Annotated in this window: 24 protein-coding genes; 9 read left to right on the plus strand and 15 right to left on the minus strand. The window is 58.2% G+C overall.

Going from position 1 to position 16,391, the window contains the following annotated elements; genetic code table 11:
* On the plus strand, positions 1-475 hold a 475-nt coding region (locus tag IPK17_RS22720; RefSeq protein ID WP_343419984.1), incomplete at its 5' end, for a cytochrome c biogenesis protein CcdA.
* Between the two features lie 378 nt (positions 476-853).
* On the opposite strand, the gene IPK17_RS22725 is transcribed toward IPK17_RS22720, so the two are convergent.
* From IPK17_RS22725 to IPK17_RS22745, 5 genes are all read right to left on the minus strand, one after another.
* Entirely contained in the window at positions 854-1,018 is a 165-nt protein-coding gene (locus IPK17_RS22725) for a hypothetical protein (protein ID WP_343419985.1), read from the minus strand.
* 20 nt (positions 1,019-1,038) lie between these two features.
* Positions 1,039-3,411, minus strand: a complete 2,373-nt coding sequence (locus IPK17_RS22730; protein ID WP_343419986.1) for a hypothetical protein — start codon at positions 3,409-3,411, stop codon at positions 1,039-1,041.
* 235 nt (positions 3,412-3,646) lie between these two features.
* Complete coding sequence (locus tag IPK17_RS22735) at positions 3,647-4,840, minus strand: ParB-like helix-turn-helix domain-containing protein (protein ID WP_343419987.1); 1,194 nt, start codon at positions 4,838-4,840, stop codon at positions 3,647-3,649.
* Positions 4,840-5,664 carry a ParA family protein gene (locus IPK17_RS22740; RefSeq protein WP_343419988.1) on the minus strand — a complete coding sequence of 275 codons (825 nt, stop codon included), beginning with the start codon at positions 5,662-5,664 and terminating at the stop codon, positions 4,840-4,842. Before IPK17_RS22740 ends, IPK17_RS22735 begins: the two co-directional genes overlap by 1 nt.
* Before the next feature lie 287 nt (positions 5,665-5,951).
* Positions 5,952-6,161, minus strand: a complete 210-nt coding sequence (locus tag IPK17_RS22745; protein WP_343419989.1) for a hypothetical protein — start codon at positions 6,159-6,161, stop codon at positions 5,952-5,954.
* Between the two features lie 67 nt (positions 6,162-6,228).
* On the opposite strand from IPK17_RS22745, the gene IPK17_RS22750 reads away from it, so the two are divergent.
* Together IPK17_RS22750 and IPK17_RS22755 are read left to right on the plus strand one after the other, a co-directional pair.
* A complete protein-coding gene (locus tag IPK17_RS22750) occupies positions 6,229-6,966 on the plus strand; it encodes an NAD-dependent epimerase/dehydratase family protein (protein WP_343419990.1) in 738 nt (245 codons plus the stop codon).
* The gene (locus IPK17_RS22755; protein WP_343419991.1) at positions 6,926-7,195 is read left to right on the plus strand and encodes a Rossmann-fold NAD(P)-binding domain-containing protein; all 270 of its coding nucleotides are present in this window, start codon (positions 6,926-6,928) and stop codon (positions 7,193-7,195) included. The genes IPK17_RS22750 and IPK17_RS22755 overlap by 41 nt, the downstream gene beginning before the upstream one ends.
* Before the next feature lie 56 nt (positions 7,196-7,251).
* Here the strand turns inward: IPK17_RS22755 and IPK17_RS22760 are convergent, their stop codons facing one another.
* Positions 7,252-8,889 (minus strand): MraY family glycosyltransferase, encoded by a 1,638-nt coding sequence (locus IPK17_RS22760; RefSeq protein ID WP_343419992.1) that lies wholly within the window; start codon positions 8,887-8,889, stop codon positions 7,252-7,254.
* A gap of 671 nt (positions 8,890-9,560) precedes the next feature.
* Here IPK17_RS22760 and IPK17_RS22765 point away from each other — a divergent pair.
* The 3 genes from IPK17_RS22765 to IPK17_RS22775 all read left to right on the plus strand — a co-directional run bounded on the left by IPK17_RS22765 (position 9,561) and on the right by IPK17_RS22775 (position 10,562).
* Positions 9,561-9,812, plus strand: coding sequence for a hypothetical protein (locus IPK17_RS22765; protein WP_343419993.1), 252 nt, complete (start codon positions 9,561-9,563; stop codon positions 9,810-9,812).
* On the plus strand, positions 9,778-10,155 hold the full coding sequence (locus IPK17_RS22770; RefSeq protein WP_343419994.1) for a hypothetical protein: 378 nt from the start codon (positions 9,778-9,780) through the stop codon (positions 10,153-10,155). Before IPK17_RS22765 ends, IPK17_RS22770 begins: the two co-directional genes overlap by 35 nt.
* 77 nt (positions 10,156-10,232) lie before the next feature.
* Positions 10,233-10,562 (plus strand): hypothetical protein, encoded by a 330-nt coding sequence (locus tag IPK17_RS22775; protein ID WP_343419995.1) that lies wholly within the window; start codon positions 10,233-10,235, stop codon positions 10,560-10,562.
* Between the two features lie 92 nt (positions 10,563-10,654).
* Here the strand turns inward: IPK17_RS22775 and IPK17_RS22780 are convergent, their stop codons facing one another.
* The 9 genes from IPK17_RS22780 to IPK17_RS22820 all read right to left on the minus strand — a co-directional run bounded on the left by IPK17_RS22780 (position 10,655) and on the right by IPK17_RS22820 (position 14,562).
* A complete protein-coding gene (locus IPK17_RS22780; RefSeq protein WP_343419996.1) occupies positions 10,655-11,482 on the minus strand; it encodes a MerR family transcriptional regulator in 828 nt (275 codons plus the stop codon).
* Positions 11,483-11,833: 351 nt separating this feature from the next.
* Positions 11,834-12,175 (minus strand): transporter associated domain-containing protein, encoded by a 342-nt coding sequence (locus tag IPK17_RS22785; protein ID WP_343419997.1) that lies wholly within the window; start codon positions 12,173-12,175, stop codon positions 11,834-11,836.
* On the minus strand, positions 12,172-12,390 hold the full coding sequence (locus IPK17_RS22790) for a hypothetical protein (protein ID WP_343419998.1): 219 nt from the start codon (positions 12,388-12,390) through the stop codon (positions 12,172-12,174). Before IPK17_RS22790 ends, IPK17_RS22785 begins: the two co-directional genes overlap by 4 nt.
* The gene (locus IPK17_RS22795; protein ID WP_343420007.1) at positions 12,341-12,760 is read right to left on the minus strand and encodes a CNNM domain-containing protein; all 420 of its coding nucleotides are present in this window, start codon (positions 12,758-12,760) and stop codon (positions 12,341-12,343) included. Before IPK17_RS22795 ends, IPK17_RS22790 begins: the two co-directional genes overlap by 50 nt.
* A 104-nt stretch (positions 12,761-12,864) precedes the next feature.
* Complete coding sequence (locus IPK17_RS22800; protein ID WP_343419999.1) at positions 12,865-13,110, minus strand: hypothetical protein; 246 nt, start codon at positions 13,108-13,110, stop codon at positions 12,865-12,867.
* 425 nt (positions 13,111-13,535) lie between these two features.
* Positions 13,536-13,922: a hypothetical protein gene (locus IPK17_RS22805; RefSeq protein ID WP_343420000.1), complete on the minus strand. Its 387-nt coding sequence runs from the start codon at positions 13,920-13,922 to the stop codon at positions 13,536-13,538.
* Complete coding sequence (locus IPK17_RS22810) at positions 13,901-14,047, minus strand: hypothetical protein (protein WP_343420001.1); 147 nt, start codon at positions 14,045-14,047, stop codon at positions 13,901-13,903. The genes IPK17_RS22805 and IPK17_RS22810 overlap by 22 nt, the downstream gene beginning before the upstream one ends.
* A 19-nt stretch (positions 14,048-14,066) precedes the next feature.
* Positions 14,067-14,255, minus strand: a complete 189-nt coding sequence (locus IPK17_RS22815) for a hypothetical protein (RefSeq protein ID WP_343420002.1) — start codon at positions 14,253-14,255, stop codon at positions 14,067-14,069.
* Between the two features lie 88 nt (positions 14,256-14,343).
* The gene (locus IPK17_RS22820) at positions 14,344-14,562 is read right to left on the minus strand and encodes a hypothetical protein (RefSeq protein WP_343420003.1); all 219 of its coding nucleotides are present in this window, start codon (positions 14,560-14,562) and stop codon (positions 14,344-14,346) included.
* Between IPK17_RS22820 and IPK17_RS22825 the strand changes: the two genes are divergently transcribed.
* From IPK17_RS22825 to IPK17_RS22835, 3 genes are all read left to right on the plus strand, one after another.
* A complete protein-coding gene (locus IPK17_RS22825) occupies positions 14,540-14,917 on the plus strand; it encodes a hypothetical protein (protein ID WP_343420004.1) in 378 nt (125 codons plus the stop codon). The genes IPK17_RS22820 and IPK17_RS22825 overlap by 23 nt on opposite strands.
* 323 nt (positions 14,918-15,240) lie before the next feature.
* A complete protein-coding gene (locus IPK17_RS22830) occupies positions 15,241-15,657 on the plus strand; it encodes a hypothetical protein (RefSeq protein ID WP_343420005.1) in 417 nt (138 codons plus the stop codon).
* Between the two features lie 86 nt (positions 15,658-15,743).
* Positions 15,744-16,115, plus strand: coding sequence for an RNA polymerase sigma factor (locus IPK17_RS22835; RefSeq protein ID WP_343420006.1), 372 nt, complete (start codon positions 15,744-15,746; stop codon positions 16,113-16,115).
* Positions 16,116-16,391 lie beyond the last annotated feature (276 nt).

Here is a 16,391-nt window from a genome sequence, read left to right on the forward strand (position 1 = left end):
CATCTATGGCGTAGTGCTCGTGTTGGGCGTGATGATGCTGTTTGGGTTCAATCCTTTTGCGCGACTCAGTACAACGAGCATTCCGCTGCTGCGTAATCGCTCCCTAACTGCCTATCTTTACGGGCTGCTTTTGGGCCCGATGACCCTGCCTTGCACGGGACCGCTCATCACCAGCGCATTCTTGCTTGGCGCTGATAATTTCGCTGTTCTTGCGGATGGACTACTTTATTTTCTGTTCTTCGGGCTAGGGTTCGGGTGGGTGCTGGTCGTACTCCCGTTTCTAGCAGGCACTTTGCAGCGGCAGTTCACGCGGTGGATCACGGGTAACTACAAGCTGTTGACCCGTTTCTCAGGTGCGATTCTCGTGTTCATTGCCGTGTTTGGGATTGTGACAGAAGTTCTGCCCGAATCTCATCTGAGTGCGAGAACGATGATTATCGCCACAGCACGAAACCGAGCAGCGGCATGTGAGTGAGCTGCTCCGCTTCGCTCAATTTGAAAAAAGTCGTCTACGTCCTTGCATCCTGCGATCACTATTTGAACCGACATGATTGCAGTCCCTGATTGATCACGGTTTGAAGCCATTCGTTCACTCTGTTTTCGCCTGTCTGCTGGTAGAACTCGCTCAGGTCTTTGCCGCGCGGCACCTGCACGGCGCTTTCTCTCGTGCGGCCCGCCGATCCTTCGGATTCAGACCGGCGACACCGTACACATTATTGCGAAAATAAAATTCGCACAGACGTTCTGTAGTATCTACTTTACCCTTCAAACCAAGTTCGGACCCTCTACATACCGCGTGGCGCTACCTAAATCCATGAACGGTATGTAGGGTTTGAACGGTTTGAACGGTTTTTCAGCGAGTCTCATGGATCGTTGGCACGTCGTAGCGGCGCATCATGTCGATCACATCGAATGACCGCACAGCGTAAGCGATCCCATCGATGCCGCGCTTGCGCCCCGATTCGTCGATCAGGTGCAGGCGTTTGAGGATATGCCCAATCCACTGAGCGTCGCCCATCTTCTCGACTGGCTGACCGATCAGCCGCGCGACTTCTCGCGCAGCGCGACCGCCTTGATCCAGATCGTGCCTTCGTCTCCGCGTGTCATCAGTTCGAGTGCTTGCAGTACGGCTTCTTCGCGTTCGCTGAGTGCCTTACCTTCGCTGATCTGCTCGTCGGTTTCAGCCGCCGTTGCAATCGCATCAAGTAACCCTTTTACTCCGCCCTGCTCCTCGAAGAAGGCGGCCAAGGCAACGAGCGGCGACCACAGTTCTCCAGACCGATTGTGGAGTGTGTGTAACGTGGGACGCTCCGAGTAGTTGGTGTAGACCGTTCGGAAGTGGGTCAGTGCCAGCGTGTAGAGTTGATGGCGGAGTGCCGCACCGTCGAAATCCGGCGGAAAGGATGGCAGCTTTTTGTCCGTCCGGCGCATCGGAATGGCGATGCAGCGTGAAGCGAGAATATCTTCCAACCCGGCAATGGCAGCGAGGATTTTGGGCGAATAGACATCGAACGCCTGTGGTTTCATGTCCTCGCCAATGAGCCGGATTGCTGGCATCCCCTGTTTGTAGCCGCTGTTCAGCAGCTGGCGGATTTGCTGCATGCCCGGGTCCTTCGGGTTATGGTAGCGCTCCGCCTCATCGATCCCGACCGTGCAGCTGGTGTAGTGGATGAGGCGAAACATCGACGGTCCCGTGGGATCGGAGGTCGTGACCATGTTGAAGGCGAGTGGCTGGAGTACGCGCATCACGGTCGACTTCCCGCTGTTCTTCGGCCCGTTGAGCGCTAAATACGGATACGCCGGAAACATCGTGTAGAAGTACGTCCCAATCGTCCAGAGCGTTAGGATCGCGCTCTCGACCGGCGAGCGAAAATCGACATAGTGGGTGAAAAGGTCGTGGACGTCGCGAAAGACCTGTCCAGCATCGACCGTTTCGCCGTTGAGAAACTTCTGGATATCGCTGAACCGCCAGCGCATCAGAAACTCGGAGCCTTCCGGCATGACCCGCAGCGCAACTTCATGACCGTCGAGCTTGATGATCTGCTCATTACTCAGCCGCACCAGCTCGCGAGAAGACGTGACCAGATACGGCTGTGTGTTGAGTTTCTTGTCTTTGGTGCGCTCGACGACCGACACGGTGACGATGGCGACGTCGCGCTGAAAACCCAGTGCCGGTGAGAGTAGCGGGACCTCATCACCAAGAATCTGCGGCATCTCATCATCTTCTTCATCGTCCTGCTGCTTGCGTGCCGCCCGCAGTAGATCGTTGAAAGCGCGTCCCTTGACACCTTGTTTCGCCAGCGCCGACCGGAACTCGCTCAATTCCATTTCATCCAGATCAACGGCATGAATGAACAAGGTCCGAATCGCATCTTTCTTTTCGAGACCATCGAGAAACGCTACCCGCTCGATCTCCGTCTGGAGCCACGTTTTCGCTTTGTTGAGCACTGCCTGCACCTCCTCAGTACTACCACCTTGGGTCAACCAGTCGTTGGCGTCTTTCACCCCGTTGGGCAACCGCGGAATCAGCGCGGACTTCCCTAACTGCCGCGCCAGCTCCTGATTCTTCTGGAGCGCATCCGCCGTGTTATCGAGCGCGACAAAGACCCGCCGATGCTTCCGCAGTGCCATCAGTAGTTCATCCGAAACATACATCCCGGTTACCGCCAGCGCCGGAAAACCCCACTCCCCAAACGTGATGGCATCCGCTTGCCCTTCGACTAACACAAGCTGATCGGCTTCTGACGTGTACAAGTGATTGCCATATGGACGGCGCTCCCCGATAAGCTCACGCGGCGGGTTATAGTGCTGTTTCCCGCTGATCGACCGTCCGCTCAGATACCCCAAACGCCCCCGTTCCAGATGGACGTAGACGAGCATCCCAGCGGGAAACTTGGCGATCACATTGCGCCATTTGTCGGGCAGGTTCAGGTCGGCGAGCAGCTTCCGTTTGTCCGCGGGCATGAAACCGAGCCGCGCACTCCGCACCGTCGCGAGCTGCCAACCGCGCGTCTTCGTCACATAGTCGAGGGCAGTCGGTGTGTTCAGCAGCGTCTCGTGCAGTCGCTGGATCAGTTGGCGCTCCGCCCAACTGTGCGATTGGCGAAAATCGCCCTCGTCGATCCGGATGCCCGCCCGTTGGGCCAGATGGCGCACTGTTTCCATAAACATGGTCGCGTCACGGTTGTTCCAGCGGCTTTCGTAACCCAAGTGATGGCGTCCCACGAAATCGAACACATCCCCGTGTTCGCTGCGGGAGTTCCAAAAGTACAAGCCGGTTTGCGGGGTGACCACGAGGCTGTCGTGTTCCACGCCGACCAACCGGGTACCCTGACGCTTGAGCGCGAATTTCTCACCAATCAGGTGTTCAATCGGGTTAGCGGAGCGAATCTGCTCCAAATCAATACTCATGTTTCTCTGTCTCCAAGCAATGTTGAAGTGAACTCGTGTCCAAAAACACAGTTGAAAGTGGGTCTTCAGTTGCACGAGGGGACAGGCTGTGATACAGTGTGAGTGTCCAAGTCACACAGTATCCCATCCCGCCGCCCACGTGCCGTCTCGCAGTGGGCCTTTTCTTTTCTAGGGTGGACCACGCATATGAATTACCGTTCGAATCTCGAAAATGTCTACACGTGTAGACATTTTTCTATTCCTCGCCCAAGTAGCGTTCTGTTTCACCGATTAGTCTCCGCAATGCCTGCAAGCGGGCACGAGCAATTGCCACATCTCCCTCCTGCCGAATGAGTGCACGCGCTAGTTCCTGAGGGGTGGTGCTGTTGATTGCTTGTGCAACTTTTGCGACCTTTACTGCTGACGGGGAAATGTCGTCCGTCTTCTCTTCGGACTCATGGATACCATCACCTTCACACAATTCCTTGACTTGTTTGACCGAAAGGTTGAAGTCAATGATCTGACGGACAACCTCAGCGTGATACTCTGGCGCAAGGTTGAGAACGTAGCGCAACTTTCCCTCTTCAATGTGGTGCCGATCAGCAAGCTCCAAAGCTTCATCCGATAGCCGAAGAAGAATCTTCAAATGGCTGAACTGTCCACGCTTGATGCCTCCCATCGCACTGAGAATCGTGTCGGTGTATTCACGTTTGCTTTTCAGATCGAGGTCGAGTGCCTGCCGATAGAAGTCATTCCCCACTGCGTAGGCAGGGATCTCGTAGCCGTGCACCGTTAGTAGCAAGAGGGCAGCTTGCCGGGCTAGAGCAACCGCGGTCAGTCCGGAACGTGCTGTGTTCTCTTTCGCCTGCCGGAAAACCGACGACTGCCGTTCGGGGATGATGATGCAGGGGATCATGCCATCGCCGGTGTAGTTGGGGATGAAATCGCGGAGTAACCATGTTGCCCAGTAGCGGCGCTCGCCGGTTTCGATGCGGAACAAGCGCGTAACTCCCTGCGAGACATCAACGACTGTAAGCGGATTCACCTGACCATCATCGCGGATGGTCACGGCGAGATTAACCAGATCGTGCAGCAGTTGTTCTTCGGGCGACAGGTTGACAGGGGTTTCCTCTTCGTGCTCGTCGTCCGCCTTCGGCAGCAGTTCGAGCACGCTGTTGAACGGTCGGCCCCGCTGGCGCGCTGCAATCTGCACAATCTGCACCAGCTCGCGCAGTGCTTGAGTCGGCGTGACGTGATTGTTGTGAAAGCGCAGGTGGATGCTCTCCGGCAGCACCCGGCGTGGTTGTACCGGATCAGGACGCACCATGTCTAACAACAGACGCTCCACACGAATGCTGTTGTCTTGTAGTGCGCCGTGACCGTCTCCCATCAGATCGGTGGTCACGGACGCCAGGAGCTCGTCAATCCGGTTCGTGTTGCCCTTGGCCATCACGCACCCACCTTCGTCATGTAGCGCACCAGCGAGCCAACCACTTGAATGTAAGCGCGGCTGGCCGAAGAGCGCGGATTGTAGATGAAGAGACTCTGGTGGTTATGATGGGCATACGATACCGCTTCGTTGACCGGGATCACGCCGAGCACGAGTTTGCCCAGTACTGGATGGGCGTTGATCTCCGATAGCAGATGATTGTGGCCGCGCACACGGGTATCCATTTTCGTGACCAGCAGGCCGCTGACGCGCAAGCTGGGATGCCGCCACCCATCGCGGATATCGTTGATCTTCTGAATGACGCTCGTCAGACCAACCGTTTCCAGATAACGCGGTTCGACCGGCACAATCGCATCCGTCGCCGCCAGCAACCCCATCTCCGTCAGCAAGGAGAACGATGGACGGGTATCAATCACAACCGCCGCGTACTGCCCGGCAATCTTGCTCAGAGGATCGGCGAGGCGATACGGCGCACCCGCCACACCCATCAGTTCCCGCTCCGCACCTTCCAACATGGGCGAAGCCGGCAACACATGTAGATCTTCATCCCACTGACTTTGGACGATGCAGTTCATGAGTATCTGCGGCGCATTCTGGCGGTCGGCCATCAGGACGGTGTACAAACTGTCATCCACGCCGTAGTCCTTGCGTCCCGTGGTGACCAACGACGCGTGGCCCTGCGAGTCGGTATCAATCAGCAGCACGCGGCAGTTGGACGCGTTGGCGCGCTTCAGCACCTGCGTGATACCCAGCGCGATGTTGGTGGCCGACGTGCTTTTGCCGACGCCACCCTTATGATTGGTGAACACGAAACTGCGAGTCATTGCCATTTCCCTTCTTCAGTAACCCAACACGTTAGCGATTTCGCTGGGGCTGGCAAGGACTGCGCGGAGGTGTGGTACAGTGACCTCCGGGAGTCTTGCTGGCACGGGCAGCGAGCTTCAAGGGGCGGGGAGAGGGTTCAGCTCTCCCCAGCACCCGCTAAGCCTTTCCAAGGTGGGTTCGTTATGAATGACGCGAGCGCTTCGCGTTGCGGAAATGGCAAACGTTCGAGGAATTGAGTGGTCTCACGGGGAGATTGATGTTCGAGTCTGATCCAACCTTCCGAGATCTACACGATTATGGCGAGCGGACGGCCAGCACTCGGGTCGGTTGATCGCGACTCGGAGCCGGTCGCGCTGGTCGAGACGGCGAGCCAGTAGTCTCTGGACACCGCCCGATACCGCCGATGCGTTTGAAACGGCCGTGCTTCAGGCCTACGCCAGATCAGGAGCAGTTCCAAGCCTACGGCATGAATGGTCGGCGTTACATCGAGGAGCACTATTCGCGGTCAGCGGGTCAGCGCCCGGTATCGCACTCATGCGCCGGCTCACGGAGAGCTAGCACCGATGACAGAGTCGCCGCTCGTCCTCGTTACGGGCGCGACCGGCGCTGTCGGCCCGGCGCTCGTCGCCGAACTGCGGCGGCACGGGCAGCGCGTGCGTGTGCTCAGCCGCCAGCGTCCGCTCGAACCATTGTTCCCGCCCGACGTAGAATTTCACAGCGGCGACATCAGTGATCGCGACGCCGTGCGTGCAGCGGTCACTGGCGTCCAGCAGGTGTATCACCTCGCCGCGCTGCTGCATGTGACCAACCCGCCGCCCGAACTGCGCGCGGACTACCAGCGCGTCAATGTCGCCGCGACCCGCATCGTCGCGGAGGAAGCCGCCCGCGCGGGCACGCAGCGCTTAATCTACTTCAGCACCGTGAGAGTTTACGGAACGCACAGCGCGCAGCCCGTCACCGAGGACCACCCGCTCAACCCGCAGACCGATTACGCGCAGAGCAAACTCGACGGCGAACGCGCCGCGCAGAATGTCATCGACACGAGCGTGCTGCGCCTTTCGCCCATCTACAGCGCGCGCCTGCGTGGGTCGTGGCGCTTTCTGGTCCGTGGGATTCAGCGTGGGGTGTTTGTGCCCGTTGGCGGCCTGCAGAACGTGCGCAGCCTGACCCATGTGGATGATGCGGCGCGCGCCGCCATACTCTTCGCGGCACAGCCCGCCAGCGCGACCGTCAACCTCGTCGCGCATGATGCCGCTACCCATGCACATCATTCTGGATGCAATCTACGCCGCCTGCGGTAAGAGTCGACCTGCTGTGCATCTCCCCGCCGCTCTGGTCGAAACGGGCGCGGGATTCGCGGAGGTCGTCTTCCGGCTCGTCGGCAAGCGGTCGCCGCTGACGCGTGAGAGCATCGCGCAACTCACACAAAGCGAAACCTACAGCGGCGCTCGGCTGCGCGTACTAGGTTTCGCACCGCAAATCACGCTGGAAGAAGGTTGGCGGCGCACCATCGCGGAACTCGGGCAATAAAAGACGAGGCTGAACGCCTCGTCTTTCAGCTTACTGCTTGGTCTTATCGAACCGCGCTAATCCACCTGCATATCGGCGCCGACGGCCTTCGCGTAACCTACAGATTTCGCCGCCAGCATCGTTTCCGCGCCGAGCGCGTACGTCGCCATGAGCAGAATGACCACGATCAGCGCAATGCCGCGAGTGATGGGACTGCCCGTATAGTACAGCACGCCGCTCGCCACACAGAAGACGCTCATGAAACCGTATAACCCGGTCACAGCGCCATGCGATTGCCCGCGCAGCACCAAACGCTGATACAGGTGCTTGCGGTGGGCTTGCAGCACATTTTCGCCGTTGCGCCAGCGCTTGATGATCGTATAGGTCGCGTCGAACAGGAACGGCAGCACAAACATCACGCCGACGATGAACATATCCGCATTGCTCGTGCCGACATAGCCAAGCACGGGCAGCGCCGCCAGCGTGAAACCGAGGAACACGCTGCCCAGATCGCCCATGAAGATGCGCGCGGGCGCGGTGTTATGCACGAGGAAACCAGCGCTCGTCGCCACAATCAGCACGCCGATCAGCGTGAGGGTGCTTTCGCCTTCGAGGAAGAACAAGAGCGCCCAACCCGCCCCGACGAGCAGCACATGCAGCCCGGCGAGCCCGTCGATGCCATCCATGAAGTTGAACATGTTGGTGAAACCGGTGATCCACAATATCAGCGCACTCGCGGCAAAGATTCCTGTCACCATCAGCGTGATCACGCCGGGGATTTCCAGCCGGATTTCCGCTGGGTGGATGAGGAAGGTGCTAATCACCACAGCCACAGCGGTCGCCAGATGCAGCAGCAGACGGATCTTGATCGGCACAGCTTTCACCCAATCGTCGTACAAGCTCAGGAAGGTCAGCGCCAGCGCCGCGACGATATAGACGATCAGGAGCTGCGGCTTCAAATCGGAGAAGAAGATCGCCACGACGATCAGCATCGTCAGCGTGAGTAGGGAGATCACGATGCCACCACCGCGCGGCGTCGGAATTTTGTGCATGCTGCGCTCGTTGGCCACATCGAGCAGTCTGCGCCGGATCGTAAACCAGCGCAGAGCGCCGACGAGCAAGCCGCTCAGCAGGAACGCGGCCAGCGTATAGCCCGTCACCAGCGTGAACGGAAAATCGCCCGACCAGCAGCCCGAAAATGGCATGCCGTAAATCAGCGAGGAGTAAGCCGTTTTCGCGATTTCAGTCGCAATGCCGACCGCGCCCGCTTCGGACGCCCACCAGTTCGCCGCGCTGAAATCAGCCTGCGCGCCGACGAAGCTGACCGGGACGCCGCCCGCAGCCGCCGCCTGCACAGCACACACACTGCGCCGCCCGTGGAACCATTCCGAGACGACGACCGCATTACCCACCGGAGCCGCCGCGAAAATCGCGTTCAGGTCATGGGTGATCGTCGAAACGTTGCGCACATCCACAATGTGATGCACCGGAATGCCATACGTTTCGAGCGCCGACCGCGCTTCTTCAAACTGGCTGTCGCTCACATCCTGCACCAGCACCACCTGCTGGGTGATCGCCGCATCATAGTACCGCGAAACCGTCTCGATGGGCGGCAGAGCCTCATTGGCCTCCAGCCAGAAGATGAGCAATTCAGCCGCGCTCGCGGGCGGGGGCGCTTTCAGCGCATTCGCCACGCGTTCGCCAGCCCACGTCATGTTAATGGCCAGAACCGACCCTAACAAGACAATAAGAAATTGGAACAGGAGAATTCCGATCGCATAATTACGGAATCAGGCCACATGAAGTTCACCTTGTCACTACGCTGCATTCGGCTGTGGCAGAAGACATAAGTCAGTAGATGGTAAGTTCGCGCTTGATGAGGTCTTAGCGCTGTCCACTTCGTTCATTATAGGAGAAATCCGAGAGACGGTAACGTCAAAAATCCTAACAACATAAATTTCTTATTTAGATAAACGGAATAATAATTAAGGCCTCTATTGTTCATTGATCCAAGTTAAACCATTTTCCAACGTTTCCCAAACCCCGGCGCTGTTACCCCTTTCAGCCCGGTTATAAACCGGCCTCTGGCGCTTTTGTTCACGCGCATCATCCCATCAAATGACAGGCATACGTTGGAACTTATGTACTATGTCGCGGCCTGTGGAAAACCCGCGGGGAAAATCGACACGTTCCGACGAATCAGTATAGAATGCAGACTAAGATGTCAATGCATCTGGCTCACCAGCAGCGTTCGCGGCGGCGTTGAGGACTAAAGTCGCGTTGAAATTTCTTAAGGAATTGGTTTGCGGGGTTTCTCGCCCCATGTTATCCTTGACAGTATATCTGGACTCGAGCACAACCAGATATTAATGACACGTAGGAGTCAATGATGAAGCGGATGCTACAACTGGTGTTGTTCGTGGGCTTACTCAGTCTGCTCTCAGTGGCCGGATTGCAAGGGCAAACTGATGATTCCGTCGTCTGCCCGACCTTCCAGCGGCAGGCGTTCAACGGCTTTTCGACCGCCTGTGCCGGAACCGAAGCGGGCGAATACTGCTATGGCTATAACAGCGTCGTCGCCACCCGGGCCGAAAACGCCCTGATTGAGGACTTCGCTCAGCGACCGACTCGCAATTGACGAGATTGGATCGATCACTTCCCAGCCGTACAGCCGCGAAGATGACCAGTGGGGCTTGAGCTTACTGCGCTTGCCTGATGTGAACGCTTCCGAACCGAACCTGCGCTACATCCTCTTCGGTGGCGTGGAAATTGCCGACACCGATGAGCCTGACGCCACGTTCTCCCCGCTGCAGTCGTTTGTGTTTGCGACTGCTCAGGAAAACGCCTGCGTCGATACGCCGTCCACGCTGTTCGTGCAGTCGGACTGCGACTTCGATGCCCGCCAGTTCCGCGCGGAAGGCGTGAACTTCACGATTGATGGCGCGGCGGTCATCACCGGCGGTGGCGACGGGCTTCATTAACGTCCAGGTGATCTACGGCCTCGTGCAGCGTTGAACCCGGATGTCTACAGCGACGGCGTTGCCGAGCCAAGGGCGACGTGACGGAACGCATCACCGTCCCCGTCGGCTACTCGATCACCGCGCCGCTCAACTTCGGCGAACCGATCACATCGGAAGATCGCGTCGGCGACTGGTCGGAGATCACGCCGTTGACTGCCGATGATCTCTCCAACCTCACCTTCCTGCGCAGCATTCCGCAGAACTTCGGCTACTGCCCCATCCTCATTCCGACGATCCGACAGGCGTCCGGTGTGGGTGATGTGCAGGAGACGCTCCGTTTCAGCTCGGTGCGTCCGCTCCAGCCGGTCATCCCGCTCTGCGGTGTCGACGCCCCGCCGGAATTCTGCACGTACCTCGGTTTGACCTAAAGCCGCTTCTAAAACCGGTGGTGACTGATGTCACCACCTGTTTTATTCCACCCGCCTCCCAAGCCATTCAGCGCGGCACTGGATGACCCGATCTATGCCCGTTCAATCGGATATTGCAGCTCCATCACGCCGCTGTTAGCGAAACCACCGCGCGGCGGCTGTAAGTAGATCTCGCGCGTCGCCCCGCTGATGCGATAGCCATTCGCCTGAATCCACTCGTGCAGTGCGCCGTGCAGCCGTCCGACTGCGCCAAAATCATCATAACTGCCGCGGTACACCGCATAGGCGACCGTCGCCGCAGGCAGCGTGTGCACAACGGCCGTGCCCTGCGTCTGTCCCTCCATTCCATCGACCTGGTAGGCCATCTCGACATCAATGCCGTCCACGGGTTCGGGATAGTACAGCGCGAACGAGACGCCATCCGTTTTAAGCTGCTGCGCTTCGATGAGCTCCCATGAGGCATTATTCAACGCGATGCAGCGATCCCGCATCTGCGCGGGTGTTGGCACGACTTCGCGCGCCCCAGCAATGGTGATTGGTTCAACCTGCTTGATGAGAATTTCTGTTTCCGGCATTGTCCCCTCCTGTTCGATTTGATGTAAACGCTGCGCTACTTGCGCCAGCATGTCTCGCGCCGTCGCGATCTCCTGTTCGATTTGCGCCTGCCGGAGCAGCAGCATCCCGCGCAGCTCATCCGCAGTCAGCCCACCATCTATGAGTTGACCAATCTGCTCCAACGAGAAACCCAACCCCTTGAGCGCCAGAATCCGATTCAGACGCGGCAGTTGGTCAAACGTGTAATACCGATAGCCCGTGAATGCGTCAATCTGCGCGGGCTTGAACAGCCCAATTTCATCATAATGGCGCAGGGTCACGGGGGAGACGTGGGTCAAACGGGCGAATTCGCCTATACGAAACATGCAGCACTCCTAACGCACAGTCAGGAGAATAAGCCTTCAGGTGAGGTGAAAGTCAAGAGGTGAATCTAACTCAATCAGCAGCGCAGCGAAATCAGAACGGGAACAGTCCTCTGACCGAGCTTGTCACATTCGCGACGCTTATAGGGGGTAGAGCGTTATGTATCCGTCTTCGGCGGGAACATGAAGCAAAACGGAGACCTTTTCGGCCTCCGTCAGTGTCCAGAATACAAGTTTTCGCGCCTGTCTACGAGGCGGTTTTGGCCTGCGGCGTGACGATCGGATTACTCTTCGGGGTGCGCGGAGCTTCCTCCGGCGCATCATCGGTTTCTGGTGCAGGCGGAATTACGCGGGCTATCTACACCTTGCGAATGCGCCGATTTTCGACTTCGTCGACAGCGCATGTGCAGCGTTGGCGTGGTGATCGTCTCCCCCCACATCCGGCACATGCCCGAGTTGGCTGTACACATACCCGCCAATCGAGTCATTTTCGTCAGTCGGCAAATCGATGTCGAGCAGTTCGTTCAGATCGCCGAGGTTCATGCCGCCATCTACGATGTAGGCATTTTCGCCCACTTCCGTGTATTCGGCTTCCTCGTTGAGGTCGTACTCATCCTGAATATCGCCGACGATCTCTTCGATCAGGTCTTCGATGGTGACGATGCCCGCCGTGCCGCCATACTCATCGACAATCACCGCAGATGCACTTTCTTGTCCTGCAGTTCTTTGAAGAGCACATCAGCACGCTTGGTTTCTGGCACGAAATAGGCGTGGCGCATGAGTTCGCGCGCCTTCTTGGTCCCCGACGTGCCATCATTCCACAGCTTGAGCAGGTCTTTGGCGTACAGCAGACCCTTGATGTTATCGATGTCTTCTTCGTACACCGGAATGCGGGAATGTCCGGTTTCCATCAGCACTTTGACGACCTCGCTCAACGGGGTGTCGCATTCCACCGCGGTCAGGTCGAGGCGGGAGCACCATGACTTCGCGCGCCAGCGTCTCGCCGAACTGGAGCACGGAATAGATCATCTCGCGCTCTTCGTCCTCAATGGCGCCGCCCTTCTGACCATCTTCGACGAGCGTCATGATCTCTTCTTCGGTGACAGCCTTGTCCATCTCTTCGCCGCCCGTAATGCGCGAGATCGTATCGCTCAGGCTCATGAACAGCTTGACCAGTGGGGATAACAGCAGCGTGAACAGGCGCAGCGGCGTCGCCACCAGCGGCGCAAGCTGATCGGCGTAGGCATTGCCGAGCGCCGACGGGACGAGGTCGCCGAGGATGTGTGGTCAGCAACGCAATGGGGAACAGGACCGCCAGATAACCCAATTCCGGGATGATCCGATTGCCCGCCGCTTCCTGCGCACGGAGCAATGGCTCGGCCACATCAACCGTCGCAATGGCGACGATGGCAAACTTGACCAGCATCAAAAAACTTGAGCGGTGATGTACAGCTGGGGACATTTTCGGTCAGGCGCAGAATGCGCTTGGCAGTCTGGTCGCCGGACTCGACACGTTCACGCAGGGCATTGCGGCGCACATTAGTTAACACCGCGTAGGTTAGTTCCATACCGCCGTGAAACAGGATCAAGGCGATTAAAAGCAGCACTGAAGAAATACTGCCGTCTTCCAAGTGTTACCTCACATTGACGAACACTTGCGATTTTATCATAGCGCAGGATTCAGTTGCAAGCATGACGGCAGTATTCAACAGATCTTAATCCAGAATGCGCACCGACTTGATGAGATCGAAGATGATCGTTTCATCCTCGTCGTAGTCGCGCGCCCAGCCGCCATACGCTTCCACATACACAAGCCATTCTCAAACACGAGATCTGCGTTCAGGTAATAGTTCAATTCGAAGTCCCGCGCGTCAGGTCCCGTGAGAACGCCGTATACCCCGGTTACGCCTGCCTGACCGAACAGCGTGGTTTCCTGAAAGTAACCGTTGTGCTCCCAGTAGCGCGCCAGAATCAAGTCGCCGGGAAATGCGGCACATCGGCAACGGGCTGCGGGAAAACCTCACCATCACACAGCATATTCTCTGCGCCAATCTGCTCATCGGAAAACGGCGCATTGCTGAGATAAACGCTCTTTCGTAGAAAATTCGTCAATATTCCAGTCGGCGGGGTAATCAAAGCTGACCGGGATCGACACGCTGCCGTCGTAATGCGCGTTAAACGGCGACCGCAGTTGATGGTCAATGCGGACGTTCGTCGGTTCCGGTTCCGGCGCTGGTTCAACTTGGGGTTCGACAAACGCCGCCTGTTCGACAATGGCGAAGAACAGCGGCTCGAAGTCCGTCCGTTCACCCGCGAACGTGACGAGCGTCGCATACGTCACCTGCCCCACGCCGAGATCGAACACCACATGCACCTGTTCATCCGATTCGACCAAGCGCACCGCCGGTTGACCGTGCACAGTCAGCACGCTGCGTTCTTGCATGGTGTCGCCGCGCTGAGCGCGTCCGCCACTGCGTCGATGTCTGTGCCCAGCTCCCGGGTGATGCGCACCGGATCGCGCAGGACGATGACGACTTCACCCGAATTGAGGGGATAGTGGCATACCACGTCATCGCGCTCGGGTCGCTTAGATCAGAATGTCGCCGTGCGAGAAAATGCGGTCAAAGCCAGCCGGATAGTAGGCGCTCAGGTTGCCGTTGAAGGGGGCATAAAACTCGGTCAAAACAATGTCTTGAGCGGTGAGCGGTGCGCCGAGCAGCAGCGCGACGATGAGGAACAGTACAGCAGGGAACGAAGCGTCTTCATCGAGGATCATCCTTCGTACCAGCAAGACGGGAGGCGAAAGGTACGCGATCCAGCCCATGCATCAGCATCAGCCTCCCCTTATTATATCCCCTGACTTATTAAGGTGCGAACAAACTCATGCCCTCCAGCGTGATCGGCAGTGCGAACAAGTCGTGCAGGCCCGCTTTTTGCTCCGCCAGCCGCCCATACATATACACGCGCAGTTTACTTACCAGCGCGTCCTGCGCCAGCGTGAGCGCCGCGTCGTCTTCAAACGCGATCCACGTCGTCACGCCTTCCCTGACCTCGTCATCGATGCCATCGCCAAACGCGGGCACAGGGTACGGTGTCCGCTTCCGCTCGCCGCGCCGGGGAACGCCCGCACGCCGGTTTGAGCGGCTGCCCGCCGACGGTCAGCACGACGATGGGCGCGGGCAGTTGGGCAATGGTCGTGATGTGCATCGCGTCGATGAAACCGCCCAAGCGCACCGCGCCATCCCATTCCAGCAGATCGACCTGCCAGCGGGCTGCGTCAGCGGCGCGCCGTCTTCACCGCCCCAGCGCAGCGTCAGCACCTCGGCAGGCGCGGCCAGCGTGAAGGCCCTTGCCCCCCTTCGACGCGCCGCGGGTGCCGTCATTCCCCGTCAGCCACAGCATGTCCTGCGCATACGCCGGGATCGTCCAAGCGCATAACTGCCCGGATAAAGCATCATTCATCGTGAACTGTCCTCTCATTAGCCGCACCCACCAACCGATAGCGCCGGGAGGCAGGTGAATTATGAACACTCGCCAAATTTTCAACGCAACCAACCAGCGATCCCGCGAGTTATGTTACACTGGTAACGCGACACAGCAATGGAGAAGGAAAAGCAAGTTGAAGCGACAGATACATCAATCGGGCGCGGTTGATCTCAAACATCTTGAGTCCGCCGGTCGTGGGGCTTTCTGGCCTTCCCGATTGCCTTCCGCGCCGCCGAAACCACTCAGCAGGCGATTCTCTGGCGGTCACCTACGGTGTGTTTTGTGCCCTCCTGCCCGCTGTCTACATCGCGTGGATGGTGTGGCGCGGCAAAATCACCGATGTGCATATGCGGGTGCGCGAACAGCGCATCCGCCCGTTCATCGTTTCGATTGTCTGTACGGCGCTCGCGTGGCAAGCTTTGCAGCTGCTGGGGCGCGCCCTCACTGCTCCCCTGTTCGCCCTGTTCGGCCTCATCCAGATCGCGGTCATGCTGGCCGTGACGCTGAAGTGGCAAATCAGCATGCACAGTATGAGCATCACGGGCGCGGTCATCACGACCGGCGCGCTGTATGGCGTCGTCCCGGCGCTGGTGCTCAGCCCGCTCATTCCCGTGGTCGGGGCGGCCCGCATCAAACTGCAGCGGCACACGCTCAGTCAGGTGATCGCGGGCGGCGGGTCGGCGGCGTGCTGACCTGCGCCATGTTCCTCACGTTGAAGTAATCTTTGTTCTCTGTTACAGTTGATCGCGTGCATCGGCTCACGAGCAGGTAATCCCCTATGCAGTCGGACGACATCGCGCTTATGCAGCGGATCGCCGCACGCGATCAACAAGCCCTCATGGAACTCTACGAAACCTACGGCAAAGCGGTTTACAGCCTAGCGTATCGCGTGGTCAACAATTCCGTATTGGCAGAAGAGGTCGCGCAAGACACCTTCCTCAAAGTCTGGAATCGGACAGCGCGCTGGGACTCAAAAAGGCCGCCTCTGGCACGGCTGCTGACCATTGCCCAGTTCACGGCGATTGATCGCCTGCGGCAGGAGCGGCGGCAGCCCGCGGTGCTCGAGACGCGCTCGACGACAACGCCGAAACCTTCATGCTGGCCGATGGCGCGCACTGGCAGGATGGCACGACCAGCCTGCAAATTCTGATCGCACCGGCCTCCCGCCGAGCAAGCCTATCTCATCGACTTGGCCTTCTTTCACGGCATGAGCCACACTGATATCGCCTTCCGAATCGCTCAAAATGCCGCTCGGTACGGGTCAAAACGCGCTTACGCACGGGGCTGCAGCTCGCGCGAGTTGGGGCTGAGCAGTGAAGCCTGGAAAATCTTGACTCAAGGTCAGATCTAAATTGCGTAAAAATATTGAAATAGACATCCGAACACAACAGCGCAAGCGTTTTATACTAGTAATGAACTGGCACGG

This window comes from Candidatus Flexifilum breve (assembly GCF_016713355.1).